Origin of the sequence: Halarcobacter sp. (assembly GCF_963675975.1) — a bacterium.
Classification (GTDB): Bacteria; Campylobacterota; Campylobacteria; order Campylobacterales; family Arcobacteraceae; genus Halarcobacter.
The window spans coordinates 3,013,547-3,039,443 of the sequence record NZ_OY780939.1 but is presented as its reverse complement, the minus strand read 5'-3'; the positions used below and the strand labels follow the sequence as shown (position 1 = coordinate 3,039,443).

The window sequence follows — 25,897 nt, the reverse complement described above, 5'->3', positions numbered from 1 at the left end:
ATTAAGTGTAGATGATTTTTCTTATATTTTCTTTATCTATGTTTCTATATGAATCATATAATCTTTGGAATTTAATTTTTTCTGTATGTGAAATTGGAATTCTTATTGATTTATATTCAACTAGTTTATCATCTTTATATACTCCACTTATAGTTGCATGTACCCAATAAAACCCAGTATCTTTTCTTAGGTTTTTTACAACACCTTCCCATTTTTCTTTTCTTTGAAGTTTTTCCCACATCTGTTTAAAGACTCTTTTCGGCATATCTGGATGTCTAACTATATTATGTGGTTTACCTATTAACTCTTCTACAGTATAACCACTAATATATGCAAAAGTTTCATTTGCATATGTGATATTACCTTTTAAATCTGTTCTTGAAATAATTAGTTCATCTTCAGGTACAATTGTTTCTATTAAAAATTCACTTTGTAAAAATTCCATTTAATCAACCTTATCAAATTCTTCTGCAAAGCCTTCTAAGTCTTTTCTTTTTAAATCGCCTCTATAGATTATTTTATCTGGATCGATATTATCATCGTTTAACATTTTTGGAACTGCATCTGAGTTTTCTAAAACTTCAATATGCTCATCTAATTCATCTTCACTATAAGCCATTTGCATATCTGCTGATATAACATGTGGTATTGCTTCTATTACTCTTAATTTTTCTAATTCTTCTTTAACACCATTTCCTTCTATTGTTATGATGATTCTTCCTTTTTCATCATGTATATGATAATCACATGCTTTACAGTTTTTTAAATCTTCCACTACTTGTTCTAAATACTTTGGTGTAGTCTGTACTACAATACTTGATATATTCATTTTAAACTCCTTAAAAATTATAATAGTTTATTTTATTGCTATCGCTACTAACAAAAACTTGATTTTTTGTATTAAATAGTATTTTTGTTACTGTAGCTTCTTGTCCTGTTAATATTTTTAGATATTCTTTTGTATCTATGTTAAATATTAATACTTCATTTTCTTCATTGAATGCTATTGCACCATATTTACCATTTTTATTCAATGCACAACTATATAATAAAAAATCAAATTCCAATTTGTAACTTGACTGATTTTTATATATAGATGATTTTCTATCTTGTCCAGCGGTTATTACTACATTGTTTTTAAAATCCAATTGATATATTTTATCAAGGTTCAATGTTTTATATTGTTTTATAACACTGCCTTCATTTATATTTATCTCTTTTACAATTCCACTTTCATCAGTTGTAACAATTGTTTGTTTATTTTGATTTATAACAAAATCAGAAAATGAAGATGCACTAATTTGGATTAGATATTTTAATTTTTGAGAAGTGAAATTATATAAACCTATTTGGTTACTTAGTAGTGCAAAAATTATATTGTTATCATCCACAAAATATGCTTTTTGCAAGTAGTATTTTTTTTCAATGTCTATAATCTTTTTTAAATCACTATTTTCATATATAAAAATATTTCTATATCCATTCATTCCTTGTGATACTATTAATATTTTATTATTAAGTATATCAATTGAATATATTTTTGCAGGAATTGTATCACCCATAAAGTCTTTTATGTCAGGTATTTTTATCTCTTTTAATTTCTCATTTGTATTTATATCAAAAATCTCAACTGTTCCATTACTTGTTCCAGCATAAAGAATATTATCTTTTAGTTTCATATCTTGTACATCACCAGATGTAGTAAGAACTTTTGAAGGAGTTATTTTATCTACAGCATATAAATTAAAACAAAGAATAAATAGCAAAAATATTTTTAACATGAATCTACCTTACTTTTTATTTAATTCATCAATCTCATTTTCATATTCTTTTTGTAAAAGAGCCATTTTTTCATTTAAATCTTGATAGTTTTTTATAGAAAGAGTTTTTGATTTTGTCCATACTACTTCTATATCATATCCGTACTCACTTGAGTATTCTTCCAATTTCTCTTTATATTCCTCTAAATTGTTACATATTGCATCTTTGTCACTCAATGTATCTGTTAGTTTTATAAACCAATTTTCATCTTTATCTTCATCTACATGTGATATAAATTTTACAGGCATTTAATTCTCCTTAATAATAGTAATAGCTTCTGTTGGGCATTTTGAAATACAAAAACCACAATTTGTACAAATATTTTCATCTATAGAGGGTCTAAACATCCCTAAAAATTTTATGGCATCATCTAAACATGGGTCTTTACATGAAAAGCACATTGTATTATGCCAACTAATACATTTTAAAATATCAATCTCAATTTTAGCGTCAATTCTTTTTTTGTTTTCTATAGTTAATACATCGTTAGGACAATTTATTGCACACTCATCACAATATGTGCATCCTCCTAAACTAAAATCAATTATTGGAGTATTATCTTTTCCAATTATAATTATATTTTCTTCACAAAAAGTGGCACACTCATTATCACAGTTAGTACACTCTTTATGAAAAGAATCTAATTCTTTATAATATGGTGGTCTAATTTGAGTCTCTTGCTCCTCTTTTTTAGAAAAAGAGTTGGCAAGAGAGCTAAAAAGCTCTCTTCTTTTCATAATTATTCCATTAATGTGTCTAAACCCTCAGTAAGTTTAGAACCTGACCAACTAGATTTTTTCATACCATCTTCATTTGTAAAATCTGGTTGAAAAGTATTTCCTACTAATTCACCTTCACTTTGTGGAGCATGACATTGCGAACAGTTAAATCTTGCTCCATTTAGTTTATTTATATTTTTGATTGTAACATATTCAAGTTTCTCACTTGATGTATTATCAATCTCTTTTCCATTTTTTACTATCTTACCATCTTTAGCCAATGATGTTTCTGGTCTAAAATTAATCATATGTGATTTAGGGTATGGTAACGCTCCAAGTGATGGTGCAACTTCTGGAGCATGGCAACTTACACATTGATTATTGTTCACAGTAATTGGTAACATTCCTTCAACATCGTGTGGAATCATTGGTGGTGCATCTTGAAAAGCTCTATTAATTGTTTTAGAACTACTAGGTGCAGCTTTATTGTATTTAGTTTCTTCAGGTACTACTGTATCTTCACTATAAAGATCAACTTTTCTTAGTCCTAAAGATTCTTCTGAAATTGTTGGTTGAGCTTGAGAACAACCTATAAATGCAATAAATGAAGTTACTGCTAAACCAAGCCCAAGTTTAGTAACAAGTTTCATATCAATTCTCCTTCTTTTTATTATCTATCAGATTTCTTAATGAGAAGTTTAGTGCATCATCATCACAAACTTCTACGCATCTTGCACAGTTTGTACATTCTCCTGAAAGTATTTGTTCTGTTGATTTTCCAACCATAAACAATACTTGACTTTCTGGACAAACCTCTTTACACTTCATACAAAGTGTACATTTTTCTTCTTCGTGTTCTACTCTAATAAGACTAAATTTTCCTACTATTGAATAGAATCCTCCTAAGGGACAAATATGTCCGCACCAACCATTTTTTAAAATAAAAAGGTCAAATAAAAATATAATTAGAATAGCCGACCAACCAAAACCTAAACCAAAAATTATTCCTCTATGTACCATTGATATAGGAGAAATAAATTCAAAGGCTGCTACTCCAAAAATAAAAGAAATTATTAAACTAACTGCTATTGTCCAGTATCGGATATTTCTTGTAGCAGGTTGTCTTTTTTGAATTCTATTAAATTCAAGTTTTCTTCTAATATAGTTTGCCAAATCTGTAATAATATTTACAGGACAAACCCAAGAACAAAATGCTCTTCCTCCAATTATTGAATAAAATATAACAACAATTAATGCTCCTAAAAATACATCTGATGCTATTATTGCCCCTGAAACAAACATTTGCAATACTGCATAAGGATCACTCATTGGAATTAAATTCATGATTTTTGATGAACTTAAATTTCCAATTAAAATATTCCATCCCCAAGCATTAGCACCAAAATATAAAACCATTATAGATATTTGAGTTAATCTTCTAAGGATTAGAAATTTATTCTTAATCATCTAAAAGTCCTCCCATATCATTTAATGAATCAACAGCTTTTTGTTTACTTATTTCAGTTTTTGTTGTTTCACTAGTTGCATTTTCAAGTCTTTTCTCATCTGTTTTATCCCAACCTTTAATATAATAATCTCCAGCACGTCCTAGAGCTACCTCTTTAGGTAAAACAAAAATAGATGCTTTTTCTGTCACACAAGCTCTTTCACAAAGCCCACAACCAGTACAAAAATCACTATCAACAATTGGTTTTAAAAAAGCGTGTTTTCCTGTTCTTTCATTTTTTGTATATTCTAATTTTATAGCAACATCTAATAAGGGACAGGCTCTATAACATGCATCACATTGAATTCCCCAAAAGGCAATACAATTTTTTGTATCCACTACTGCAACACCCATTTGAGCTTGATTTATGTTAAGCTTTCCATTTGTACTTACTTTAGTTATATCTAATGCATCTGTTGGACAAACAGGAACACATGGTATATCTGTACACATATAACAAGGCACATCTCTTGGCTCAAAAAAAGGAGTTCCCAAAGGTTTATTATCTCCTGGTTTTGCTAATTTAAGTGTGTCATATGGACATGCTTCTACACACATTCCACATTTGATACATGTTTTTAGAAAATCTTCTTCATCTAATGCACCAGGTGGTCTTAGAGTTAGTTCTGATGCTGTTACTTCATCAATATAAGCACTCCAAATTAATCCACCAAGAGCAGCAATTCCTGCTGCTCTTGCTAAGTTTAAAAAAAATTTTCTTCTGTCACTTATCTCTTCACTTTTCATTTTATTTTCTTTCAAAGGATTATTACTGTTCAAAGCAGTACTCCCTTTTTTACTTATGCTTTATAAATCTTAACTGCACATTTTTTAAAGTCTGTTTGTTTTGACTGCGGACAAGTTGCATCTAAACATACTTTGTTAATAAATACTTTCTCATCAAACCAAGGTACAAATACTAATCCTCTAGAAGGTCTGTTTCTTCCCCTTGTTTCAACTCTAGCTTTTACTTTTCCACGTCTAGATTCAACCCAACATAATCCACCTTGTTTTAGGTCATGTTTTTTTGCATCTTCTGGGTGCATATAACAAAGTGCTTCCGGAACAGCTCTATAAAGTTCTGGAACTCTCATTGTCATAGTTCCACTATGCCAATGTTCTAAAACTCTACCTGTACTTAACCATAATGGATATTCTTCATTTGGTACTTCTGGTGGATCCATATATGGTCTAGCAAATATTTTTGCTTTGTTTTTTAATGCAGTTTTAGTTTTATTTTTAACACCTAAAAGGTCTCCACTAGGAAGAGCTTTTGCAAGTTTTCCATAAAATGCGAAATCTGTATGTCCAGTCTCTTTTCCATATTTTTTTGCATATGGGTCATATTTAGTATTAAATCTCCATTGAGTCTCTTTACCATCTACAACTGGCCATTTAAGTCCTCTTACTCTATGATAAGTATCAAAGTCAGCTAAATCGTGTGCATGACCTCTACCAAACCAAGCGTATTCTTCAAATAGATATTTTTGGATAAAGAAACCATAACCTTTCCAAACTTCTCCATCACTTCCAAGAACATTTCTGTTATCACCAAATCCTTCAGTATTATCAAATCCTTTTTGGATAGGATCTTCAGCATTTAGTTTATAGCTTTTTGCTTCTTTGTTTGCAAAAAGGATATCATACATAGTTGTATTTTCATCATATCCCATCTCTTTAGCTTTTGCAATTACATCTGGAAGTTTTTTACCATTTCTTAGAGTGTATTCACCCCATAAATCTTTTATTTTAAATCTTTTTGATAATTCAACCCATTGCCAAGTATCAGACATAGAATCACCTATTGGTAATACTTGTTGTCTCCAGTGTTGAGTTCTTCTTTCTGCATTACCATAAGCTCCCCATTTTTCATAAATCATTGCTGAAGGTAAAATAAGGTCAGATACTTTTGCAGAAATACCTGGATACCCATCTGAACAAACGATAAAATTATCCATTTGTCTAGCTGCTTTTATCCAGTGGCTTGCACTTGCAGTATCTTGATAAGGATTACAAACATTAACCCACGCAAATTTTACTACACCATCTTCAATATCTCTATGGATTTTCATAATGTGTTGATTTCCAACTGGGTTTAATGTTCCTTCTGGAATTTGCCATTTATTTTCAACAATTTTTCTATGAGCACCATTTGCAACCATCATATCAGCAGGTAATCTGTGACAGAATGTTCCTACTTCCCTTGCTGTACCACATGCACTTGGTTGTCCAGTAAGTGAAAATGCTCCAGAACCAGGTTTTGCTTGTTTATTTAATAAGAAGTGTACGTTATAAGCTAAAGTATTAACCCATGTACCTCTTGTGTGTTGATTCATACCCATTGTCCAGAATGAAACAACTTTTCTGTCTTTTTGAATATATAAAGAAGCTAAATCTTTAAGTTTTTTCTTAAATACTTCAATATCTTCATCTGGATTACCTTTAGATATTTTTGCTACATAGTCTAAAGTGTATGGTTCAAGGAATTTTTTATACTCTTCAAAAGAGATTTCCCAGTGTTTTAATCCTGCTGGATTATTTTCCATAACATCTCCAGCTTTATAACCATATGGAGCTAATGCTGGTGCTTCAGTTTCTGATACTGTTTTTTTCATCTCTTTAGAAATAGTTTCCATCTCTTTATCAGAGTATTTACCATCTTTTAGAGATTTTTCTCCAGTTCTTCTCATACCATAACCCATATTAACTGGACTTGCTGCAAAAATTATATGTTTTTTAACAAAATCCCAATCAATAGCTTCTGGATGATTATAAACTATTTCATGGGCAATATAGTTCCATAAAGCTAAGTCAGTATTTGGAGTAAATATAATCTCCATATCTGCTAAATCAGAAGTTCTATGTCTATAAGTTGAAATATTTACAACTTTTACATTGTCTGGGTTTGATAATTTTCTATCTGTAACCCTTGACCATAAAATAGGGTGCATTTCAGCCATATTTGAACCCCATGATACAACTGTATCTGTAAGTTCAATATCATCATAACAACCACTAGGTTCATCAATTCCAAATGTTTGATAAAAACCAACAACAGCTGAAGCCATACAGTGTCTTGCATTTGGATCAATAGCATTTGATCTAAATCCAGCTTTCATCATTTTTTGAGCTGCATAACCTTCCATAATTGTATATTGCCCAGATGCAAATACACCAACACCTTCTGGTCCTGAAGCTTTTAAAGCTTTTTTGATATGAATCTCCATTTCATCAAAAGCTCTTTGCCAAGATACAGGAGCAAATTTTCCATTTTTGTCAAACTCACCTTTTGCATTTACTCTTAAAAGTGGAGTTTTTAATCTGTCTGCACCATACATGATTTTTGCATTAAAGTATCCTTTAATACAATTTAATCCTCTATTTACTGGTGCTGCTGGATCTCCTTTTACTGCAACAATTTTTCCATTTTTTGTTGCCATCATGATTCCACAACCTGTACCGCAAAATCTACATGCAGCCTTATCCCATCTCCATCCAGCTTCAGCTGTTTGAGTAGCTGCACTTAGATTACTAGGTACACTCATGCCAACTGCTGCTGCGGCAGATGCTGCAGCAGAGCTTTTTAGAAAATCTCTTCTTGAAAGTGACATCTTTCTCTTCTCCTTCTAAAATTTTTCTTTTCTAACATGATAATTTTAACACTAAAAAAAATTTAAAACTTTGACTTAAGTCAATTTATTAAAGAAAAATTTATTTTTAGATATAAGGCTTATGTATAGGACTATTTGGAGATTATATAATTTAAAATATTTTTATTTAAAGGGAAGAGTTAATATTATCCACCAGTAAAATAAAAGGCTCTAGATGATATCTCTTTTTCTACTTTTTCAAGTTTATTTGAATAAGACCATTTATTTTTTTCAGGTCTTTTTGCTATGACTTCTTTTATAATATTTACTATTTTTTTATCATCTTCTAATGAGTTTTTGATATTTGATGAGTCTTCATAATATAGACATGGAATCAAGTCGCCATTCGCACTAAGTCTTATTCTATTGCAAGTTTTACAAAAAGAATCATCATAAGGTTCTATAATACCAAAACAATATCCATCCTCATCTTCGTAAATTTTTGCAGCAGAATTTACTTTTGAATCTACTTCTTTTATATTTGTAATATTTTTAATTGTTTTAAGTATCTCTTTACTTGATAGGGTTTTTAAATTTGAATAGGCATTTTCATTTTCCATATACTCAATATATCTAATTTGAATATTTTTATTTTTTGCAAAATTATATAGGTTTATAATCTCATTTTCATTTATGTTTTTTAAGATTACACTGTTTAGTTTTACTTTTATTCCTGAATTAATTGCCAAATCAATACCTTCTAAAACTTTTGATAGTACATCTTTTTTAGTAAGGTACCCAAAAGTCTCTTTTTCTAGTGAATCAATTGATATATTTACCCTTTTTAATCCAGCTTTTTTTAATTTTGGTATTTGTTGTTTTAGTAAGTATCCATTTGTTGTAAGAGCTAAATCAATATCATGTTTATAAGAAGATATCATCTCTATTAGTTTATATAAATCATCTCTTACTAATGGCTCACCACCTGTGATTCTTATTTTTTTTATTCCATTGTCTATTGAAATTTTTATAAATTTAAACATCTCTTCATAAGTTAACAAATCCTCTTTAGGAGTCCATTCAAAAGGTTTTTCAGGCATGCAGTATTGGCATCTAAAGTTGCATCTTTGAGTGACTGAAATTCGAAGATAATCGATTTCTCTATTGTATTTATCAATAAGCATAGCTTCTCCTTTTTTTGAAATTTTACATAAAAAATAAATTTATTAAATTGATTTAAATCAAGTGCATTAAGAAAACAGATTTTTTATTTTTAGTAATCCTAACTTTAAACCACTACTTCTCATGATTTTAGCTAAAGCTTTCCATTGATCTTTTTCATAACATGGATTGGGACATTTTCTACATCTTGGTTTTTCTTCATGGGGGCAATTTTGTAGTTTATTTACACTATAGTCAAATAATTTTTTACAGTCATTACATAGTGTAATCTCATTGTTTAAAGTAAAATCTTGATATTTAATAATATTATTAAAACTATTTTGAGCTTTATGATTTGTTTTACAATAAAGTTCAAAAAAAATTTTTAAAGTGTTTATCTCTTTTTTAAATTTATCTTTTTTCATATATCTTTTTTTTATTCTAATTGTAATAAAATAAAAAATATTTTAAATTGATTCAAATCAATAAAAGTTTCAGTTTAATTTTATATAATTGTACGATGATTAAAACAAAAGAAGCAATAAAATCAATAAGTTTATTTTCACATTTGTCAGATAGTGAGTTAGATTTAGTAGCATCAATGTCAGAAATCTCTTCATATAATGCAAAAACAGTACTTTTCTATGAAACTGAAACTACAGACAGATTATTATTTTTAATTGATGGACTTTTAAAAGTTTATAAAATAGATAAATACGATAATGAAATATTTTTATATTATGTTTATCCAAACTCTATGATATCTGAATTATCTAATTTACAAGATAATAAAATAAACTGTTTTTCAAATAGTGAATTTTTAAGAGATAGTACCATTTTATCAATTGATTTTAACAGGTTTAAAAAAGAGTTTTTGGCACAAAATGAATTAATATTAAAATTTATTAATGAGTTGATTTATAAAAACCAACAATTACAATGTATTATAAATAGGGAATTGGTTTTTGATGCAACTTCAAAAGTTGCCTTTATGTTAATAAATGATTTGGATATGTTTAACCAATTAAAAAGAACAGAAGTTGCATTGCTTCTTCATATTCAGCCTGAAACCTTATCAAGGGTTTTAAAAAGATTAGTTAGAAATGAAACTATAATGGTAGAAAAAAGTAATGTTGTAATTTTAAAAGAAGAAGAATTGAAAAGTATATACTTAGGGATATAAAATGAAAAAAATAGGTGTAAGTCAAAAAATAAAGATTTTAGGTGCATTGCTCTTTACTTCAATATTTTGTGTAATTGTCATAACAATATATTTAAATCAAAAAAATATAAAAGATGCCACAATTGTAAATATTGCAGGAAAACAAAGAATGTTAACCCAAAGAATTACAAAAAATATTTTTTATCTTTATCAAACAAGAGCAAACAATTTCTCAGAAATTGATAATGCAATTGATGAATTTAAATATGGTTTGGATACTTTAAAAAATGGAAATGATTTGCTAAAAATTTCAGAAGCACCAACTGCAAGTTTGGCAAATCAAATCTCAAAAGTAAGTGTAATGTGGGCAACTTTTGAAAAAAATACAATTGAGTTTAAAAAAGCAGTATTAACTAATGATATAGAAAAATTAAACTCTATATTGGAGTATATATATCAAACTAATAACAAGCTTCTTGAAGAGGTAGATGAGATTGTAACTTTATATACAGAATATATAGAGCAAAAAACTGCATTTATCAAAAACTTTCAATATTTGGCATTTTCATTTTTATTTATATTCTCTTTATATTCTTTAATTCAGTTAAGACAAATAGAAAGTCATGCAAATGAGTTTCTTGAAAAATATAAAAAAATTAGTTCTTCTGATATAACTGAGATAGAGCCAATTGAGATAGAATCTGAAAAAGAGTTTGTTGAGATGGCAGACAATATTAATTTCTTTATTAATAAAGTTAATTCAGCTATGAATTACTCAGAAGTTGCTTTAGAACAATCTAGATTAGCTTCGGAAAAACTTCAAGATTTAACTGATGAGTTTGAAAATATTATTGATGATTTAGAAAATAAATCTGATATCATAAAAAGTATTGATAGAAGTGAAGATATTGCAATTGAGTCTTCTGATAACTTAATAAAAACTACAAAAAAATTAAATGATTTAAAAAAGCAATTAGATAGTATTTTAAAAGAAGTAGAAAATAAAAGTTAATTTTTTAATTTTTTACTCTCTTCTAGAATATTTAGTTTATGGCACATTTTTATCCCATAAAGATATATAACCCACGAAATATAAATCCAGAAAAAAGAAAACAATAAAATAGCCAAAGAACCATAAATAGTTGAATAAGTTTTATTATAAACCACATAATACACAAATAAATTTTTAGTAATAGACAATACTATTAAAGTAAATAGTGAAGATATTGCAGCAGCTTTTGATGAGATATATTTGTTTACACTCAATTTAAATAAACCAAAAAAGATAAACCAAGCAAATATAAAAGTGATAAACCAGTTAAATATTGTATTTTCATAAAATGATAGTGCGATATTAAGTGCAGCTAACATAAGTGGAAGTGTAACTAAAAAAATAAGATAAAAGAAAAAAGATTGTAATAGAGGTTTTCTTTTTGCTTTATGTATTTTATTTACTATATATTCATAATCTTTAAAAAACATAATAAATACAAATAACATATAAAGTACACCAATAATACCTAGTTTATTTGAGTTTGAAATATAGTTTTTAAAAGCTTCTAAGAACTCTTTTGAATGGGTAGGGTTTAAAATATCAAATATATAATTGATAAATACATCTAAATACCCTTGAATTAATTCTAAGCTTGAGATTATATAAATAAGTAGGGCGATAATTGGAAGTAAAGAGAAGATTGTAAAGAAACTAAGACTTGCTGCATAATATGTAGTATCATCATTAAAAAAAGAGTCTAAAATTTTTAATAGACTCTTGATTGGTTTTTTTACAAAATCATTCTCTTCCATATCTTTTAAAGACCCATTTTAAATGGATTTAAAATGTTATTTGGGTCAAATGCTTTTTTTATACTTTTAAATAATTCTATTTCTGCTTCATTAAAAGCAATATTCATAAATGGAGCTTTTGATAAACCAATTCCATGTTCACCTGATAAAGTTCCACCCATATCAACAACTAATTGGAAAATCTCTTCAATAGCTTTGTGGCCATCTTCCATCTCTTTAGAGTTGTTTTTATCTTTTACCATTACATTTACGTGAATATTTCCATCACCTGCATGACCAAAACATGGAACATTAAATCCATATTTTTCACCTATTGCATAGATTGAATCAAGAGCTTCTGGAAGCTTAGATCTTGGAACAGAAATATCTTCATTTAGTTTTTTTGTTCCATAGATTGCTGTGGCTGGACTTGCATTTCTTCTTGCAAACCATAGAGATTTTCCATGTTCTTCATCTTTTGCAACTATAAAGTCAATTGACCCATTGTTTGCAAATGATTCTTTTAATGTTTCAAGTTGAGCATTGATTTCAGCTTCTGAAGAACCATCAACATCTCCAACTAAAACTCCACCTGCATTTTCAGGAAGTTCAACTTGTGGAAATTTTTGTTTTAAAGCTTTGATAACTAAAGTATCTAAGAACTCCATTGCAACTGGATTTGCTCCACTTGCTAGTGATTTAAATACTGCATTCATAGCTTTATTTACATCAGGAAAAACACCCATATATGTTTGTTTGAACTTTGGTTTTGGAATAAGTTTTAAAGTGATTTCTGTAATAACAGCCAGTGTACCTTCACTGGCAATTAGGATACCAGCGGTGTTATATCCTGCAACATCTTTAATAGTTTTTTTACCTGCTGTTATTATTTCACCGTTTGGTAATACAGCTCTTAATGCAACCACATAATCTTTTGTAATACCATATTTCGCAGCTCTCATCCCACCTGCATTTTCAGATACATTTCCACCTAAAGTTGAGTATTCTTCACTTGCTGGATCTGGTGGGTAAAATAAACCAACCTCTTCAACTGCTTTTTGAAACTGCATATTTATAAGTCCTGGTTGAACAACTCCAACCATATTTTCCATATCAATTTCTAGAAGTTTATTCATATGTCTTTCTAATGATAATATAATTCCACCATTAGATGGAAGTGCTCCACCTGTGAAGCCACTTCCTGCTCCTCTAGGAACAATTACTATTTTTTCTTCGTTACAATATTTAAGTACTTTTGAAATATCTTGTTCATCCCTTGGAAAAACAACTGCATCAGGTTCAAATCTCTCTTTTGTTGCATCATAACAATAAGCTATTTTATGTGCTTTATCACTATAGACATTCTCTTTTCCAACAACATCTACAAAGTAGTCAATATGTTTTTGTTCTATCATTATTTTATACCTAAAATTGTTTTATAGTAGTTTGCATAGATTGCAGCATCAATTTTTAACTCTCCAGAAGCGATTTGATCTTCTAATAAAATCTCCTCTTCTGTTCTATTGTCAGCACCTAAAAACTCTTCTATTTTTCCAAGCCAGCTTTTATAATCTAAAACTGAGTTTATAATATTGCTCTCAATTTTTTCAATTCTTGTATAAAATGGCATTTTTTTATTTTCTACAAAATTATATGCAATAGTGTCTTTTTGTAAAATTGCAAAAGTTTTAGCATCTACAATATAAACTGTACTATCTATTATAAAAAAGATAGTTCCTAAGTTTTGAGAAATAGCATAATCTTGAATAACTTTCTTAGATGGTAAAGGGATACCTTCATTTTTTAAATATACTGCAAATAAATCAGAGTGGATAAAGTTGTTATCTCTAAATTTTTCCCTTGTTGCTGTAAATGCATCTTGAGATGGAGCAACAATTAAAGAAGCGTTGTAAAGATAGTTTACTATAGCTACATCTCCATTTTGAGGTTTTCTATTTGAAGTTGGTAAAGCATTTTGTTTAATATCTAAAAAGGGGATAAATTTGATTGTTGAGCTAGTCTCGTTTGAATCTATTACATATGCATTTGAAACTATAAGGGATTGATTATTCTTATAAAAATGTTGAATAATTGCACTTTGTCCAACTCTTAAGTTTCCAATATCAATTTTAGCTGTTTCTTCATTTACATCACTGATTCTTGAAGCTATTGCTCTATAATCTAGTTTTTGATATTTGTTATTTAATAAATCACTATTGTTTATACTTACTATCTCTTTATCTGAAAATACATAAATATAATTAAGTCCTTTAGTTCCTTTTTCAATTTTAATATCTTTTAAAAACCAACCTTGACTTAACATATCTTTATAAGATAACTCATTTTTACACTCACCACCATCTAATTTTGTTGTTTCAATAGTAGCAGGAGATTTCCAGTCTTTTTTATAACAAATTGTTGTTTTTGCCAATAAACCTTGTGAAAGGATTGATGTTGCAAATAAAGCAAATAGGGTTTTTGTTAAAAGTTTCATTATTTTCCTTGTAACTCTTCTAATTTTTCTTTAACTTCATTAGCATGAAGTATTTCTATTTTTTCACCTTTTACAGTTTTTTTCTTTCTAACACTTACTTTATCCCATAAAGCAGCTATTTTACCCTCAGGATTTATTATAAATGTAGTTCTAACTACACCCATAAACTCTTTTCCCATAAATTTTTTAAGTTGCCAAACTTCATATGCTTCACACATTTTTTTCTCAACATCAGCTAAAAGTGTAATCGATAATTCTTTTTTCTCAATAAAATTTCTGTGTTTTTTCGTGTCATCAGGGCTTACACCTAAGATTATTGCATCTAATTTATCAAATTCTGGTTCTGCTGCTGTAAAATCACAAGCCTCATTTATACAACCAGGAGTCATATCTTTTGGATAAAAATATAAAACAATCCATTTTCCTAATAGGTCTCTTGAACATATTTCTATATCATCTTGATTTAAAGCACAAAATTCTGGTGCAGTTTGACCAACTTCTAACATATAATTTCCTTTTTATTAGTCCCTATAAAAAAGGGGATCTTATTATTTTTTTCTTCTTTTTAGTTTATGAAATAAATTCCTAATAAAAGAAGCAAAACCTAAAGAGCCTCAGAAGAGGCTTTATTTTTTTATTGCAATAAAGGTGCTGAAGTTTACCCACTTAAAAAGTGTTTCACAATGGCTAAATCCAGCATCTAAAATCATTTTTTTATTTTCTTCTTCAGTATAAGGTATTAAAACATTTTCTAAAGCTTCTCTTTTTTGTGCAATCTCAAATTCACTATAACCTTGAGTTTTTTTAAATTCATAATACTCATCTATATATTGTTTTCCAAGTATTTTATCTGAAGAGATAACTTTTTCACAAAAGATAAAAATACCATTTTCTTCAAGGCTATCATAAATTTTTTTAACTAACTTTTCTCTTTGTAGGGGTCTGATAAATTGAAGTGTATAATTAGAAATGATTAATTTTGCATTATCATAAGAGATATTATGTAAATCCTCATTTATAAGTTTAATATCTACACCAAATGCTTTAGCTTTCTTTTTTGCACGAGAAAGCATAGCTTCAGAGTTATCAATTCCTATTAATTCAAGAGGAAAAGGGGAGTGCTTTGCAAGTTCAATTAGTGTTGAAGCTGTAGAACATCCTAAATCATAAACTTTATCATCTTTTTCTAGAAAATTTAGACCAAAATTTATTGTTAGTCTTTGCATCTCTTTATAAAATGGAACTGAACGATTTAGCATATCATCAAATACTGATGCTACCTCTTCATCAAATTCAAACTGTTTGTTAATTGTTTTTTCAAATACCTTATCTGTCATAAGAGATATTTTATCTAAATGAATATTAATAATGATTTACAATAATTTAATATGATAAAAAAGAATTTGATATTTTTTAGATATAATTTATAAAAGAGGGAAATAAAAAGAGAGTATCATGTTACGATTAATTTTTATAATATTTTTTTTAGTTGGTTTTTTATATTCAAATGAAAAAATTACTTTACAATTAAAATGGTTTCATCAATTTCAATTTGCAGGTTATTATGCAGCAAAAGAAAAGGGTTTTTATTCTGAAGTTGGTCTTGATGTAGATATAAAACAAAGGGATTTAAAACATAATAATATAGAGCAAGTGATTAAAAATGAAGCTCAATATGGAGTTGCAGATTCTATACTTTTTTTATATAAATCAAAAAATGAACCTGTTTTTTTAGTTGCTCCTATTTTTCAACACTCTCCAAATGTATTAATAACTCTAAAAAATAGTAAGTTAAACTCTATTTATGATTTTGATAAAAAAAATATGATTTTTTATGAAAATGATACTGATGGTTTTTCAATCTTAGCTATGCTTAAAAAATTTAATGTAAAACCTAATCTTATTAGAAAAAGAGAAGCTAATGATTACTTAAAACTTATAAACAATGAAGTAGATATATCTCCCGCATATTTAAGTAATGAGCCTTTTTATTTTAAAGAAAGAAATATTGATATAAATATTATCAATCCTACAAATTATGGTTTTGATTTATACGGAGATATGTTATTTACAAACCAAAATGAAGTAATTAATCACCCAGATAGGGTTAATAGGTTTAAAGAAGCGACTTTAAGAGGTTGGGAATATGCTTTAGATCATAAAGAAGAGATAATTCAATTGATTCATAAAAAATATAATTCAAGTAAATCTTTAGAACATTTAAGATATGAAGCTAAGATAGTAAATAATATGATTGACAGGGATTCTTACCCTATTGGTTTAATAGACAGAGGTAGAGTTCAATATATAAATAATTTATATAAAGAGTATGGTTTAACAGAACATACATTTAATGTTAAAGATTTTGTTTTTGAAGATTACAATGAAAAATATATAGATTTGAGTTTTACTGATGAAGAAAAAGATTTTTTGAAAAATAATCCTACTTTAACAGTGCAAAGTTTAGATGATTTTCCACCTTTTAATTTTAAAGAAAAAGGGGAATTTAAAGGTTACTCGATTGATTATTTTAAGCTTATAGGAAAATATTTAGGAGTAAATATAAAATTTGAAACTGCTTTATGGAATGAGCATTTAGAAGATATGAAAAGTGGAAAATTACATATTATGCCCCATGTTGCTATAAGTAATGCAAGAAAAGAGTATATAGAATATACGGATATTAAAGATATTGATTATATACCAACTTTAGTTGTAAGAAAAGATTTAAATATTAATTCCTTTGAAGATCTTAAAGGAAAAAAAGTGGCAATGCTTAGAAAATCATATCTTGAAGGGATATTTAAAAAATATTACAGTTCTATAGATTTAGTATTAGTTGATAGTATTTCAGAAGCAATTAGTGATGTATCAAATGGAAAAATTGATGCAGCATTTGGAGGTTTAACTTTAATTCAATATTTAATTAAGAAAAATTGGTTTGTTAATTTAAAAACAATAAATATTAATGATATGAAGTATTTAGAAAAAATAGGTTTGTATGTTGGTGTATCTAAAAAAAATAGTATATTAAAATCGATTTTGGAAAAAGTTGAAAACTCAATACCTGTTTATGAAAAAATAAAATTAAAAAGTAAATGGATAGATGTAAAAAGTGAAGAGTTAAAAAAGTTTATTATAAATCAAGAGGAGATAAGTTTTTTAAAAACAAAAAAAGAATTTAATATGTGTATTAATCCAAATTTTATGCCTATTGAAGGGATTAAAAATGGAAATTATATAGGTATAAGTTCTGAATATATAGATTTATTTAAAAGTGAAGTTCCTATAGAAATAAATCTAAAAAGAACTACTTCTTGGAAGGAAACTTTAGATTTAATAAAGCAGGGCAAATGTGAAATTATGCCTGTGTTTTTTGATTCAAAAGAGTATTCTGAGTATTTTAATTTTACAGATAGATATCTGGATTTTCCACTTGTTATTGCAACTAAAACAGATAAACCTTTTATAAATGATATTTCTACTTTAGATAAACAAAAAATTGGTTTATTAAAAAACTCTTTTTATAAAAAATATTTAAAAGAAAAATATCCAAATATTGATATTGTAGAGATTGATAACATACAAGAGGGGCTTAGCAAAGTTGATAATAATAAATTATATGCAGTGATTGATTCTTTACCTATTATTGGATATGAGATACAAAAAAACTATATAGGTAATTTAAAAATTACAGGGAAAGTAGAAGGTGATTGGGGATTGTCTTTTGCTACAACTGTAAAAGAACCTCTTTTAAATGTAATTTTTAATAAACTAATTAAAAATCTATCAAATGAACAAAAAAATGAAATATCAAAAAAATGGTTATCAGTAAAATATCAACAAAATATTGATTATCAAAAAATTTTATGGATTGTTTTATTTTTTACTTTTATTATTGTAATAATTGTATATAAAAATAAAAAGATTAGAGAAGTTAATGAGAAGATGCAAAAAAATTTAGATTTAATTAATGAAAATGTAATTATTTCAAAAACTGATAAAAATGGTATCATAACTGAAGTTAGTAAAGCTTTTTGCAATATATCTGGTTATTCAAAAGAGGAGTTAATTGGTCAATCTCATAATATAGTAAGACATGAAGATGTGCCAGAACAAGTATATAAAGAACTTTGGCAAACAATTAAAAAAGGTAAAACTTGGAAGGGTGAAATAAAAAATAAAAATAAAGATGGTCATACTTATTGGGTCTCTACTACTATAACACCTCAATTTGATAAAAATGGAAATATTATAGGATACAGTTCTATTAAAAGTAATATTACAGATAAAAAGAGAATAGAGTATCTATCAATAACAGATGAGTTAACAACACTTTATAATAAAAGATATTTCAATATTATGTTTGATAAAGAGATAAATAGAATAAAAAGATCTAATCAAATATTTGCATTTGTGATTTTTGATGTTGATCATTTCAAACAGTATAATGATAATTATGGACATCAAAAAGGAGATGAGGTTTTAATCAGTATTGGTAAAAAAATAAATAGTTTATGTAAGCGTTCATCTGATATTCCATTTAGAATTGGTGGAGAAGAGTTTGCGATAATTTTTCAAGCAAATACCAATGAGGGAGCTCTTACTTTTGCTGAAATGATTAGAAAAGAGATAGAGATGCTAAATATTGAACATAGATATAATTCTGCAAGTTCATCTATTACAATTTCTGTAGGTTTATATACAGCAAAAGCAGATGAAATTAAAACAAGTAAAGAGTTATATAAAATAACAGATGATAAGTTGTATAAAGCCAAAGAAAAAGGTCGAAATAGAGTAGAGTATTAAATTTACTCTACTTTAATAGGTCTTTTGCCATTTTTAAATCAAGTTCTATTTGTTTTTTTAACTCTTCAAAAGAATTAAATTTTTTATTATCTCTTATTTTATCAATAAATTTTATTTGTACTAAAGAGAATCTATTTTTAATATTTTTGTCTATAATATGTGTTTCTACTGCAAAACTTCCATCTGTTGTAACTCTATGCCCTAAAAAAGTTACTGATGGTAATTCCTCTTCATTTATAATTGTTTTTGTAAGATAAACACCTTCTGTTGGAAGAATAAAATCTTCTATATTTAGATTAATTGTCGGAACAAAACTTTTAGAGCCTAATCCTTGCCCTTTAATTTGATTACCAAATATTTTATACTCTTTTCCTAAAAGTCTATTTGCTTGTTTTATATCACCATCTTTTATATAATCTCTAATTATTCTAGAGTGAACAGGTATCCCATCAAGTTTTATTTCATCTACAACTGTAACTTCACCATGAAATAGATTTTTTAATTCAGAAATACAATTTTTTCTATTTTTACCAAAACAAAAATCGAAACCTACAACTATTTTTTCTAAATTTGGAAACTCCTCTTTTAATAAAGAGATAAACTCTTCTCCTGATAAGTGTTTTATATTTTCTAAAATATAGTAATAAATTGGATATTTACAATACTCTTGTCTATATGTTTTTGGAGTTAGATTTGCATATTCTGATTCTATTGAAACAACAGCTCCCTTATCTCCTAAGTGATTAAATAATTCTTGATGGGCTATATGCATCCCATCAAAGCCTCCAAGTGCTATTGCTGTAATATCTTTTTTATTTACTAAAATAGAAGAGCTCTTCTTCATTTCCATCTTTTCCTTCTAACCTGCTAGGTGAAAAATAATTTAGTTTCCAATCTAATAATTTGCATTGGTCTAAGAATTTTTCTCTTGCTTTAACTATAGCTTTTTTATCTTTTACAACCCCTTTTTTGTCTCTTTTTATATTTGTACCAACTTCAAATTGAGGTTTAAAAAGGATTATAATTTTATCTTTTGCTAATCTGTCAATATCATTTATAATATTTAAAACTGAGATAAATGAAACATCACAAGTGATAATATCAAACTTTTTTTCTGAGTTAAAAGTTCTAATATCTTGATTCTCAAAAAATATTATTCTTTTATCATTTTTTATTTTTTCATGTAATTGGTTTGACCCAACATCAACACAAGTTACACTTTTAATATCTGATTCTAGTAATATTTGGGTAAATCCACCAGTACTACTTCCTATGTCAAGTCCATCTAAAGCTGATAAATTAATATTTATTTCATTTAAAAAATATTTTAATTTATAAGCTGCACGACTTACATAAAAATCCTCTTCTAAAAGTTCTATCTTTGAATTTTCATCTACTATAAAAGAGGGTTTTGTTACAGTGTTTCCATTAACTTTTACTTTTTTAGCTTTTATTATTTCGTGTGCTTTATTTCTACTTTGTATATCAAAGTTTTTTGTTAGATAAATGTCTAATCTCATACTTGCAATTATAATAAAAAAAAGCTCTAAATCAGATTATTTTAGTAAAATTAAAAAATGTATTTTATTAATGAGAACTATACCCAAACTTTAGAAGAAAAAAAATCAAAGTTTATTGCTTATTTAACTCCATACGAAAACTTTGATTTAATGATGGAAAAAATTAGAAAAGAACATCCAAAAGCAAGACATTATGTTTATGCATATAGATACTTAAATGAATTTGACCAAGTAGTAGAAAACTCTAGTGATGATGGAGAGCCAAAAGGTACAAGTGGAAAACCATCTTTAAATGTATTAGCTGGTAATGAACTTATAAATTGTGGCGTAATTATTGTAAGGTATTTTGGTGGAATAAAACTTGGTACTGGTGGTTTGGTTCGGGCTTACAGTGATGCAGTCAATTTAGTTATCAATTCTTCAAATTTAATAAAATATGAAAAACTAAAAAGTGAAAAATTAGAGTTTGATTATAGCTCTTTATCTTTAGTTGAGTATATAGTTAATAACCTTCAAATTCAAATTAGCAATAAAGATTTTAGTGATAAAGTGAAATTAACTTTAGATGTAACAGATGAACAATATGATCAATTAAAAAAACAACTTCCAAGAGAGATTGCAATACAACTTTAAGATAGATTAAAATATAATTAAAAAAATTATTATAAAAGTTGTGTTATGAAATATGCTTTTTTATTATTACTTTTCATATGCCAATGTTATTCTTCAAACTTAATAAATATAAATTTTAAAGATTTAAGTATTGAAGAGTTAATTACAATTACTTCTAAAAAAATAGGTAAAAATATACTTTTAACTGAAAAAATTGAAGGAAGTGTAGATTTTATATCAAACTCACCAATAGATGAAAATCGTCTTTTAGATATTTTAAAATATAGTTTAAAACCTAAAGGTTATATTCTTATTGAGGATAATAATATAATCAGAATTGTAAAAAGGAGTACTTTAGTTAAAAAAACTATAAATAAAAAGAAAAAAGTTTTTTTTAAAAAGGAAAAAAAGAATAAATCTTTTAATGAATTAATTTATTTGGAAAATAATGATGCCACAAGTGTAGCTAAAACTCTTGATTTAATAATTTCAAAAAAAGATTATAAAAACAAAGTTAAACCAGTAATCGCAATTGATGAGCTAACAAATTCAATCATTATTAATGCTAACTTATCACAAATAGAAGAGTTAAAAGATTTAATATTAAAGCTTGATAAGCCTAAAAAACAAGTATATATTAAAGCTTTAATTATAGAGTTAGATAATGATTTGATTGAGGAGATTGGGATTAGTTATGGGATATTAGGTGGCAAAAGTTATTCGGGTGGTTTATATACTTTTGCATCAAATCTAAATGGTGGAGATGCTATTGCAATTGATACCTCTGCAATTGGTTTAAATATTCCAAATGTTAGTGAAACTATTGCTTTAGGAGCATCTTTAAATTTGTTAAATAGAACTTATGGTCTTGATATAATATCTGAACCCTCAATTCTTTGTGTAAATAATAGTGAAAGCTCAATATATGTAGGAGAAACCATCTCAATACAAACAGGAAGAACTGTTACTGATGGAGGAAACACTAGTATCACTTATGAAAGGGAAGATGTAGGGCTTAGCTTAAAAGTAAAACCTAGAATTTCAAAAGATGAAAAAGTCTTTTTAGATGTAATAACATTAGTAGAAAATATAAAAAATAGAAACAGCTTTAATGTTAATCCTGATACTTCAAAAAAAGAGATTAATACAAAAGCTATTTTAAACAACGGAGAAAGTGTAATAATAGGTGGACTTATAGAAAAGAAAAAAGAGAATAGTATTCAAAAAATCCCTCTAGCAGGAGATATCCCTTTGATTGGTGAATTATTTAAAAATAGGCAAAATAATTCTCAAAATAAAAACCTTGTAATAGTTATCACCCCATATATTATTCCTGAAAATAGAGATTTAACATATATAAGAAAAGAGTTATCAAAACTTAAAAGTTTAGAAGATGAATTTTTAGAAAAAGTGTTAATTAAATTAAGAGAAAAAAGTACTAAAACAGCAGAGAAAAAAGATAAAAGAGATCTTCATCAAGAGATGTATAACAAATATTTTAATATGTAATTTACAGATGTATCTTTTTTATAAGTTTATCTAAAAGGTTTAAATCTGTTCTTGTTCTTTCAAGATTTGAAGATTTTATGATTTTTGTACAATCATGGCATAAAACAACAATATTTTCAAGATTGAATCCACCGCCGTCTTTCATCTGTTTTACTAAGAGTGCATTTGCATTAGATAAGTCTATTTTTAAGCCACATCTATTACATCTACCATCATCTCTCATCCAAGCAGTTTTTTTTCTTTGTGCCCAATCTGTTGGAAATTTATTATCTTTTAGTAATTTTGAATTTTGGTCATAACTACTCCAAAGTTTTTCATGGGGAACACTATTTTGAGTACTAAGTTCATACTCAAAATAGGTAAATTGTTTGACAAACTCTTCTGCAATAAGAGTTTCTTTAACTTTTATATCTTCTTCATTTTCAAATTTTTTTAAAATATCAAAATTAAATTGAATTTTTGGATAGCTACTAATTAGATAGTTTTTTGTATCGTTAAAAAAAGTTTTTATATCACCTTTTCTACTAAGTTTTCTATAAATCTCTTTTCTATAAATATAAAGTGGTATTAGTGATACAATTATCAAACATCCAAAAATGATGAAAGTTATATCTAATACCATTTTATCTCATTTATATAATTTCTGGATCAACTATATGTTTTTTTAGTTGCTCTTTTAGTGATTCATGGTCTCCTGATACAAGTTTTTGAAGTTCATTTTTATGTATAACTGGAGTTAAAATTGCTCTACCTGAAACTTTTTCCATAGCTTTTCTATTTGAATCTAAAAGATAGAAAATCTCATCATTATCAACAATTAGTAAGTCTGCATTATTATCAAAAGCTTCTAACATAACAGTTGAAGCTAGTTTCATAGAGAAATCAGAATTGATATGGAAAGTTTCTAAAGCTAAATCAGTGTTCATAGAAGGTGTATTTATGATTTTTGCACTTAATTTTTCTAATAAAGAACTAACTTGTGTATCCTCTTTTAAACCTTTATAATATGCAAGATTAAAATCTTCAAAGTTATGTTTAATTGTATAATTCTCGTCAAAAGTTCCAAAATCAATTTTATTCTTTTTATCTAAAAATAGGTTTTGTTCTTTTATAGGTTTTGTGATTTTTAGTTTTTCTTTTATTGTATTAATTTTTTCTATTACTTTAGAGTCAAGCATATAAACTCTGTTTTTTAGGCTAGTATTATATTCAATAGAAGTATCATAATCATTTATTGCTTCTAAAATATCATTTTCTAAATTTGGATTTTTTTCAATTAAGTCATAAGCTAATAATAATATAGAATCTCCAATATAATCATATTCATAGTTAATTGTATTTGATGCGTAAAAATATATTTTATAGTTTTCGTAATTCTTTTTATCTTCATCTGTAATAAATTCTGATAATACTTTTAATCTTTCGTGAAAGTCTGCATCATTTATCATTAAGTCTGTATGTGCTCTTCTTATAGATATTGGTTCAATAACTAAATCAGTTCCAAAAGTATTTACTAGTTCATCAATACTTATTGAAGCATATGTATAAATACCATTTATCACTAAAGGAAAATGTGGTGCACTTCTAAACTCAAATGGATGTTCAATATTGATATTATTTAATATATCAAGAAGTGATTTTTCATTTTTTATTTTTACATAGTTTTTTGTGTAATATGGTAAATAATCTGACTTGTAATCAAATCTAAACAATGAGATTTCTAATTTCATATAATAACCTTTAATCTTCTTTAAATCTATTTTATTAAATTATTTCTTAAATAAGATAATAAACTATTCTTTATATCTAGCTACTTTTGCTCCGATTTTGTTTAACTTCCCTTCTAGGTTTTCATATCCTCTATCTAAATGATAAATTCTATGAATTGAAGTTTCTCCCTTTGCTACAAGTGCAGATAAAACTAATGCTGATGATGCTCTTAAGTCTGTTGCCATAACATCAGTACCATTTAATGTCTCTTTTGCTCCATTAATTGTCGCAATATTTCCATTTAAATGGATATCAGCTCCTAATCTTAATAATTCACTAACATGCATAAATCTATTTTCAAATAATCTTTCATCAATAGTACTAGTACCATTTGCTTGAGTTGCTAGTGCCATAAATTGGGCTTGCATATCTGTTGGGAAACCTGGATATTCACTTGTAATAATATTTACAGGTTTAATCTCATCTGTTGGTAAAATAGTTACAGAATCATCATCTTGAATAATCTCAAAGTTCATCTCTTCTAGTTTTGCTATTACAGCTTCTAAATGAATAGGTTTCACTTTTGTAATCTTAAGTTTCGAATTTGTAATTGCTGCGGCACACATATATGTTCCAGCTTCAATTCTATCTGGAATTACATCAAAGTTTTTCATATTTAGTAGTTGCTTATTTGACCCATGTATTACAAGTTTTGATGTACCAATCCCTTCAATTTTTATTCCTGCATTCCTTATAATTTCGCAAAGTTGTTGTACTTCTGGTTCTTTTGCTGCATTAATAATTGTAGTAGTACCTTCAGCTAAAGCTGCTGCCATAACTGTATTTTCAGTTCCTCCTACTGTAACTTTATCGAATACAATTTTTGTTCCTTTCAGACCATTTGGTGCAGTAGCTTCAATATATCCATGATTGATATTGATTTTTGCTCCCATAGCTTCAAGTGCTTTTAGGTGTAAATCAACAGGTCTTTGTCCAATTGCACAACCACCAGGAAGTGAAACTTCACAGTGTCCAAATCTAGCTAGAATAGGGCCTAAAACTAAAATAGATGCTCTCATCGTTTTTACAATATCATAAGTAGCTGTTGTTTTATTTAACTTTGAAGTATCAATCTTGATACAATCATCACATTTTGTAAATTTTCCACCTAGTTTATCTATTAATTTTAAAAGTGTATTGATATCAACAACATCTGGCAGATTACATATAGAAAGTTCATTTTTTGCTAAGATTGTTGCTGCAATTAGAGGTAAAGCTGCATTTTTTGCTCCAGAGATTTCTACTTCACCATTTAATTTTGATTCGCCATTGATTTTTAAATATTCCATTCTTTTCCTAATAGAGCAGAGCTCATTGTTTATACAAATTGTCAGAATTCTATCTAAAAATAGCTAAAAATATTAATTTTATAATTTAAGTTTATTAATAATCTTTATTTAAAAAGAAAAGCTATAAAATGCCATCTTTATTTTAAGGA

General features: G+C 27.1%; 26 protein-coding genes. 5 read left to right on the top strand and 21 right to left on the bottom strand.

Translation table 11 applies throughout. The annotated features are described in order from the left end of the window. Position 1 precedes the first annotated feature (1 nt). The 11 genes from ACKU3H_RS15010 to ACKU3H_RS14960 all read right to left on the bottom strand — a co-directional run bounded on the left by ACKU3H_RS15010 (position 2) and on the right by ACKU3H_RS14960 (position 9,223). Positions 2-445 (bottom strand): PAS domain-containing protein, encoded by a 444-nt coding sequence (locus ACKU3H_RS15010; RefSeq protein ID WP_320034681.1) that lies wholly within the window; start codon positions 443-445, stop codon positions 2-4. Further along, positions 446-829: a chaperone NapD gene (locus ACKU3H_RS15005; protein ID WP_320034680.1), complete on the bottom strand. Its 384-nt coding sequence runs from the start codon at positions 827-829 to the stop codon at positions 446-448. Positions 830-839: 10 nt separating this feature from the next. Continuing rightward, positions 840-1,781, bottom strand: a complete 942-nt coding sequence (locus tag ACKU3H_RS15000; protein ID WP_320034679.1) for a WD40 repeat domain-containing protein — start codon at positions 1,779-1,781, stop codon at positions 840-842. Between the two features lie 9 nt (positions 1,782-1,790). Next, on the bottom strand, positions 1,791-2,069 hold the full coding sequence (locus tag ACKU3H_RS14995) for a hypothetical protein (RefSeq protein WP_320034678.1): 279 nt from the start codon (positions 2,067-2,069) through the stop codon (positions 1,791-1,793). After that, entirely contained in the window at positions 2,070-2,558 is a 489-nt protein-coding gene (locus tag ACKU3H_RS14990; RefSeq protein WP_320034677.1) for a ferredoxin-type protein NapF, read from the bottom strand. Between the two features lie 2 nt (positions 2,559-2,560). Then, positions 2,561-3,190 carry a nitrate reductase cytochrome c-type subunit gene (locus tag ACKU3H_RS14985; RefSeq protein ID WP_320034676.1) on the bottom strand — a complete coding sequence of 210 codons (630 nt, stop codon included), beginning with the start codon at positions 3,188-3,190 and terminating at the stop codon, positions 2,561-2,563. Between the two features lies 1 nt (position 3,191). Continuing rightward, entirely contained in the window at positions 3,192-4,007 is an 816-nt protein-coding gene (gene napH, locus ACKU3H_RS14980) for a quinol dehydrogenase ferredoxin subunit NapH (RefSeq protein WP_320034675.1), read from the bottom strand. Further along, on the bottom strand, positions 4,000-4,794 hold the full coding sequence (napG, locus tag ACKU3H_RS14975; protein WP_320036488.1) for a ferredoxin-type protein NapG: 795 nt from the start codon (positions 4,792-4,794) through the stop codon (positions 4,000-4,002). Before napG ends, napH begins: the two co-directional genes overlap by 8 nt. 53 nt (positions 4,795-4,847) lie before the next feature. Then, positions 4,848-7,658, bottom strand: a complete 2,811-nt coding sequence (gene napA / locus ACKU3H_RS14970) for a nitrate reductase catalytic subunit NapA (protein WP_320034674.1) — start codon at positions 7,656-7,658, stop codon at positions 4,848-4,850. Between the two features lie 185 nt (positions 7,659-7,843). Next, on the bottom strand, positions 7,844-8,821 hold the full coding sequence (gene moaA / locus ACKU3H_RS14965) for a GTP 3',8-cyclase MoaA (RefSeq protein WP_320034673.1): 978 nt from the start codon (positions 8,819-8,821) through the stop codon (positions 7,844-7,846). A gap of 66 nt (positions 8,822-8,887) precedes the next feature. Continuing rightward, positions 8,888-9,223, bottom strand: a complete 336-nt coding sequence (locus tag ACKU3H_RS14960; RefSeq protein ID WP_320034672.1) for a nitrous oxide-stimulated promoter family protein — start codon at positions 9,221-9,223, stop codon at positions 8,888-8,890. A 95-nt stretch (positions 9,224-9,318) separates the two neighbouring features. Here ACKU3H_RS14960 and ACKU3H_RS14955 point away from each other — a divergent pair, with 95 nt between their 5' ends. Together ACKU3H_RS14955 and ACKU3H_RS14950 are read left to right on the top strand one after the other, a co-directional pair. After that, positions 9,319-9,981 (top strand): Crp/Fnr family transcriptional regulator, encoded by a 663-nt coding sequence (locus tag ACKU3H_RS14955; RefSeq protein WP_320034671.1) that lies wholly within the window; start codon positions 9,319-9,321, stop codon positions 9,979-9,981. A gap of 1 nt (position 9,982) precedes the next feature. Then, positions 9,983-10,972, top strand: a complete 990-nt coding sequence (locus ACKU3H_RS14950) for a type IV pili methyl-accepting chemotaxis transducer N-terminal domain-containing protein (protein WP_320034670.1) — start codon at positions 9,983-9,985, stop codon at positions 10,970-10,972. Here ACKU3H_RS14950 and ACKU3H_RS14945 read toward each other — a convergent pair. The 5 genes from ACKU3H_RS14945 to cmoA form a co-directional block, all read right to left on the bottom strand. Continuing rightward, positions 10,969-11,766 (bottom strand): YihY/virulence factor BrkB family protein, encoded by a 798-nt coding sequence (locus ACKU3H_RS14945; protein ID WP_320034669.1) that lies wholly within the window; start codon positions 11,764-11,766, stop codon positions 10,969-10,971. The genes ACKU3H_RS14950 and ACKU3H_RS14945 overlap by 4 nt on opposite strands. A 5-nt stretch (positions 11,767-11,771) precedes the next feature. Next, positions 11,772-13,160, bottom strand: coding sequence for an FAD-linked oxidase C-terminal domain-containing protein (locus tag ACKU3H_RS14940; protein WP_320034668.1), 1,389 nt, complete (start codon positions 13,158-13,160; stop codon positions 11,772-11,774). Continuing rightward, complete coding sequence (locus ACKU3H_RS14935; protein WP_320034667.1) at positions 13,160-14,239, bottom strand: plasminogen-binding N-terminal domain-containing protein; 1,080 nt, start codon at positions 14,237-14,239, stop codon at positions 13,160-13,162. The genes ACKU3H_RS14940 and ACKU3H_RS14935 overlap by 1 nt, the downstream gene beginning before the upstream one ends. Beyond that, complete coding sequence (locus tag ACKU3H_RS14930; RefSeq protein WP_320034666.1) at positions 14,239-14,745, bottom strand: peroxiredoxin; 507 nt, start codon at positions 14,743-14,745, stop codon at positions 14,239-14,241. The genes ACKU3H_RS14935 and ACKU3H_RS14930 overlap by 1 nt, the downstream gene beginning before the upstream one ends. A gap of 120 nt (positions 14,746-14,865) precedes the next feature. Continuing rightward, positions 14,866-15,576, bottom strand: a complete 711-nt coding sequence (gene cmoA / locus ACKU3H_RS14925) for a carboxy-S-adenosyl-L-methionine synthase CmoA (protein ID WP_320034665.1) — start codon at positions 15,574-15,576, stop codon at positions 14,866-14,868. A gap of 118 nt (positions 15,577-15,694) precedes the next feature. On the opposite strand from cmoA, the gene ACKU3H_RS14920 reads away from it, so the two are divergent. Continuing rightward, positions 15,695-19,048 carry an ABC transporter substrate-binding protein gene (locus ACKU3H_RS14920; protein ID WP_320034664.1) on the top strand — a complete coding sequence of 1,118 codons (3,354 nt, stop codon included), beginning with the start codon at positions 15,695-15,697 and terminating at the stop codon, positions 19,046-19,048. A gap of 7 nt (positions 19,049-19,055) precedes the next feature. Here ACKU3H_RS14920 and ACKU3H_RS14915 read toward each other — a convergent pair whose 3' ends face one another. Beyond that, on the bottom strand, positions 19,056-19,892 hold the full coding sequence (locus ACKU3H_RS14915) for a bifunctional riboflavin kinase/FAD synthetase (protein ID WP_320034663.1): 837 nt from the start codon (positions 19,890-19,892) through the stop codon (positions 19,056-19,058). Continuing rightward, the gene (locus ACKU3H_RS14910; RefSeq protein WP_320034662.1) at positions 19,861-20,568 is read right to left on the bottom strand and encodes a TlyA family RNA methyltransferase; all 708 of its coding nucleotides are present in this window, start codon (positions 20,566-20,568) and stop codon (positions 19,861-19,863) included. The genes ACKU3H_RS14915 and ACKU3H_RS14910 overlap by 32 nt, the downstream gene beginning before the upstream one ends. Positions 20,569-20,625: 57 nt before the next feature. On the opposite strand from ACKU3H_RS14910, the gene ACKU3H_RS14905 reads away from it, so the two are divergent. Then, the gene (locus ACKU3H_RS14905) at positions 20,626-21,201 is read left to right on the top strand and encodes a YigZ family protein (protein ID WP_320034661.1); all 576 of its coding nucleotides are present in this window, start codon (positions 20,626-20,628) and stop codon (positions 21,199-21,201) included. Between the two features lie 45 nt (positions 21,202-21,246). After that, complete coding sequence (locus ACKU3H_RS14900) at positions 21,247-22,689, top strand: secretin N-terminal domain-containing protein (RefSeq protein WP_320034660.1); 1,443 nt, start codon at positions 21,247-21,249, stop codon at positions 22,687-22,689. A 1-nt stretch (position 22,690) separates the two neighbouring features. On the opposite strand, the gene ACKU3H_RS14895 is transcribed toward ACKU3H_RS14900, so the two are convergent. The 3 genes from ACKU3H_RS14895 to murA form a co-directional block, all read right to left on the bottom strand. Beyond that, positions 22,691-23,311 carry a hypothetical protein gene (locus ACKU3H_RS14895; RefSeq protein ID WP_320034659.1) on the bottom strand — a complete coding sequence of 207 codons (621 nt, stop codon included), beginning with the start codon at positions 23,309-23,311 and terminating at the stop codon, positions 22,691-22,693. Positions 23,312-23,321: 10 nt separating this feature from the next. Continuing rightward, on the bottom strand, positions 23,322-24,419 hold the full coding sequence (locus ACKU3H_RS14890; protein ID WP_320034658.1) for a DUF5644 domain-containing protein: 1,098 nt from the start codon (positions 24,417-24,419) through the stop codon (positions 23,322-23,324). A gap of 63 nt (positions 24,420-24,482) precedes the next feature. Beyond that, a complete protein-coding gene (gene murA / locus ACKU3H_RS14885; RefSeq protein WP_320034657.1) occupies positions 24,483-25,748 on the bottom strand; it encodes a UDP-N-acetylglucosamine 1-carboxyvinyltransferase in 1,266 nt (421 codons plus the stop codon). Positions 25,749-25,897 lie beyond the last annotated feature (149 nt).

Coding starts and splice junctions, on each gene's coding strand:
- ACKU3H_RS15010 (WP_320034681.1), bottom strand. CDS start 445: ATGGAATTTTTACAAAGTGAATTTTTAATAGAAACAATTGTACCTGAA.
- ACKU3H_RS15005 (WP_320034680.1), bottom strand. CDS start 829: ATGAATATATCAAGTATTGTAGTACAGACTACACCAAAGTATTTAGAA.
- ACKU3H_RS15000 (WP_320034679.1), bottom strand. CDS start 1,781: ATGTTAAAAATATTTTTGCTATTTATTCTTTGTTTTAATTTATATGCT.
- ACKU3H_RS14995 (WP_320034678.1), bottom strand. CDS start 2,069: ATGCCTGTAAAATTTATATCACATGTAGATGAAGATAAAGATGAAAAT.
- ACKU3H_RS14990 (WP_320034677.1), bottom strand. CDS start 2,558: ATGAAAAGAAGAGAGCTTTTTAGCTCTCTTGCCAACTCTTTTTCTAAA.
- ACKU3H_RS14985 (WP_320034676.1), bottom strand. CDS start 3,190: ATGAAACTTGTTACTAAACTTGGGCTTGGTTTAGCAGTAACTTCATTT.
- napH (WP_320034675.1), bottom strand. CDS start 4,007: ATGATTAAGAATAAATTTCTAATCCTTAGAAGATTAACTCAAATATCT.
- napG (WP_320036488.1), bottom strand. CDS start 4,794: ATGAAAAGTGAAGAGATAAGTGACAGAAGAAAATTTTTTTTAAACTTA.
- napA (WP_320034674.1), bottom strand. CDS start 7,658: ATGTCACTTTCAAGAAGAGATTTTCTAAAAAGCTCTGCTGCAGCATCT.
- moaA (WP_320034673.1), bottom strand. CDS start 8,821: ATGCTTATTGATAAATACAATAGAGAAATCGATTATCTTCGAATTTCA.
- ACKU3H_RS14960 (WP_320034672.1), bottom strand. CDS start 9,223: ATGAAAAAAGATAAATTTAAAAAAGAGATAAACACTTTAAAAATTTTT.
- ACKU3H_RS14955 (WP_320034671.1), top strand. CDS start 9,319: ATGATTAAAACAAAAGAAGCAATAAAATCAATAAGTTTATTTTCACAT.
- ACKU3H_RS14950 (WP_320034670.1), top strand. CDS start 9,983: ATGAAAAAAATAGGTGTAAGTCAAAAAATAAAGATTTTAGGTGCATTG.
- ACKU3H_RS14945 (WP_320034669.1), bottom strand. CDS start 11,766: ATGGAAGAGAATGATTTTGTAAAAAAACCAATCAAGAGTCTATTAAAA.
- ACKU3H_RS14940 (WP_320034668.1), bottom strand. CDS start 13,160: ATGATAGAACAAAAACATATTGACTACTTTGTAGATGTTGTTGGAAAA.
- ACKU3H_RS14935 (WP_320034667.1), bottom strand. CDS start 14,239: ATGAAACTTTTAACAAAAACCCTATTTGCTTTATTTGCAACATCAATC.
- ACKU3H_RS14930 (WP_320034666.1), bottom strand. CDS start 14,745: ATGTTAGAAGTTGGTCAAACTGCACCAGAATTTTGTGCTTTAAATCAA.
- cmoA (WP_320034665.1), bottom strand. CDS start 15,576: ATGACAGATAAGGTATTTGAAAAAACAATTAACAAACAGTTTGAATTT.
- ACKU3H_RS14920 (WP_320034664.1), top strand. CDS start 15,695: ATGTTACGATTAATTTTTATAATATTTTTTTTAGTTGGTTTTTTATAT.
- ACKU3H_RS14915 (WP_320034663.1), bottom strand. CDS start 19,892: ATGAAGAAGAGCTCTTCTATTTTAGTAAATAAAAAAGATATTACAGCA.
- ACKU3H_RS14910 (WP_320034662.1), bottom strand. CDS start 20,568: ATGAGATTAGACATTTATCTAACAAAAAACTTTGATATACAAAGTAGA.
- ACKU3H_RS14905 (WP_320034661.1), top strand. CDS start 20,626: ATGTATTTTATTAATGAGAACTATACCCAAACTTTAGAAGAAAAAAAA.
- ACKU3H_RS14900 (WP_320034660.1), top strand. CDS start 21,247: ATGAAATATGCTTTTTTATTATTACTTTTCATATGCCAATGTTATTCT.
- ACKU3H_RS14895 (WP_320034659.1), bottom strand. CDS start 23,311: ATGGTATTAGATATAACTTTCATCATTTTTGGATGTTTGATAATTGTA.
- ACKU3H_RS14890 (WP_320034658.1), bottom strand. CDS start 24,419: ATGAAATTAGAAATCTCATTGTTTAGATTTGATTACAAGTCAGATTAT.
- murA (WP_320034657.1), bottom strand. CDS start 25,748: ATGGAATATTTAAAAATCAATGGCGAATCAAAATTAAATGGTGAAGTA.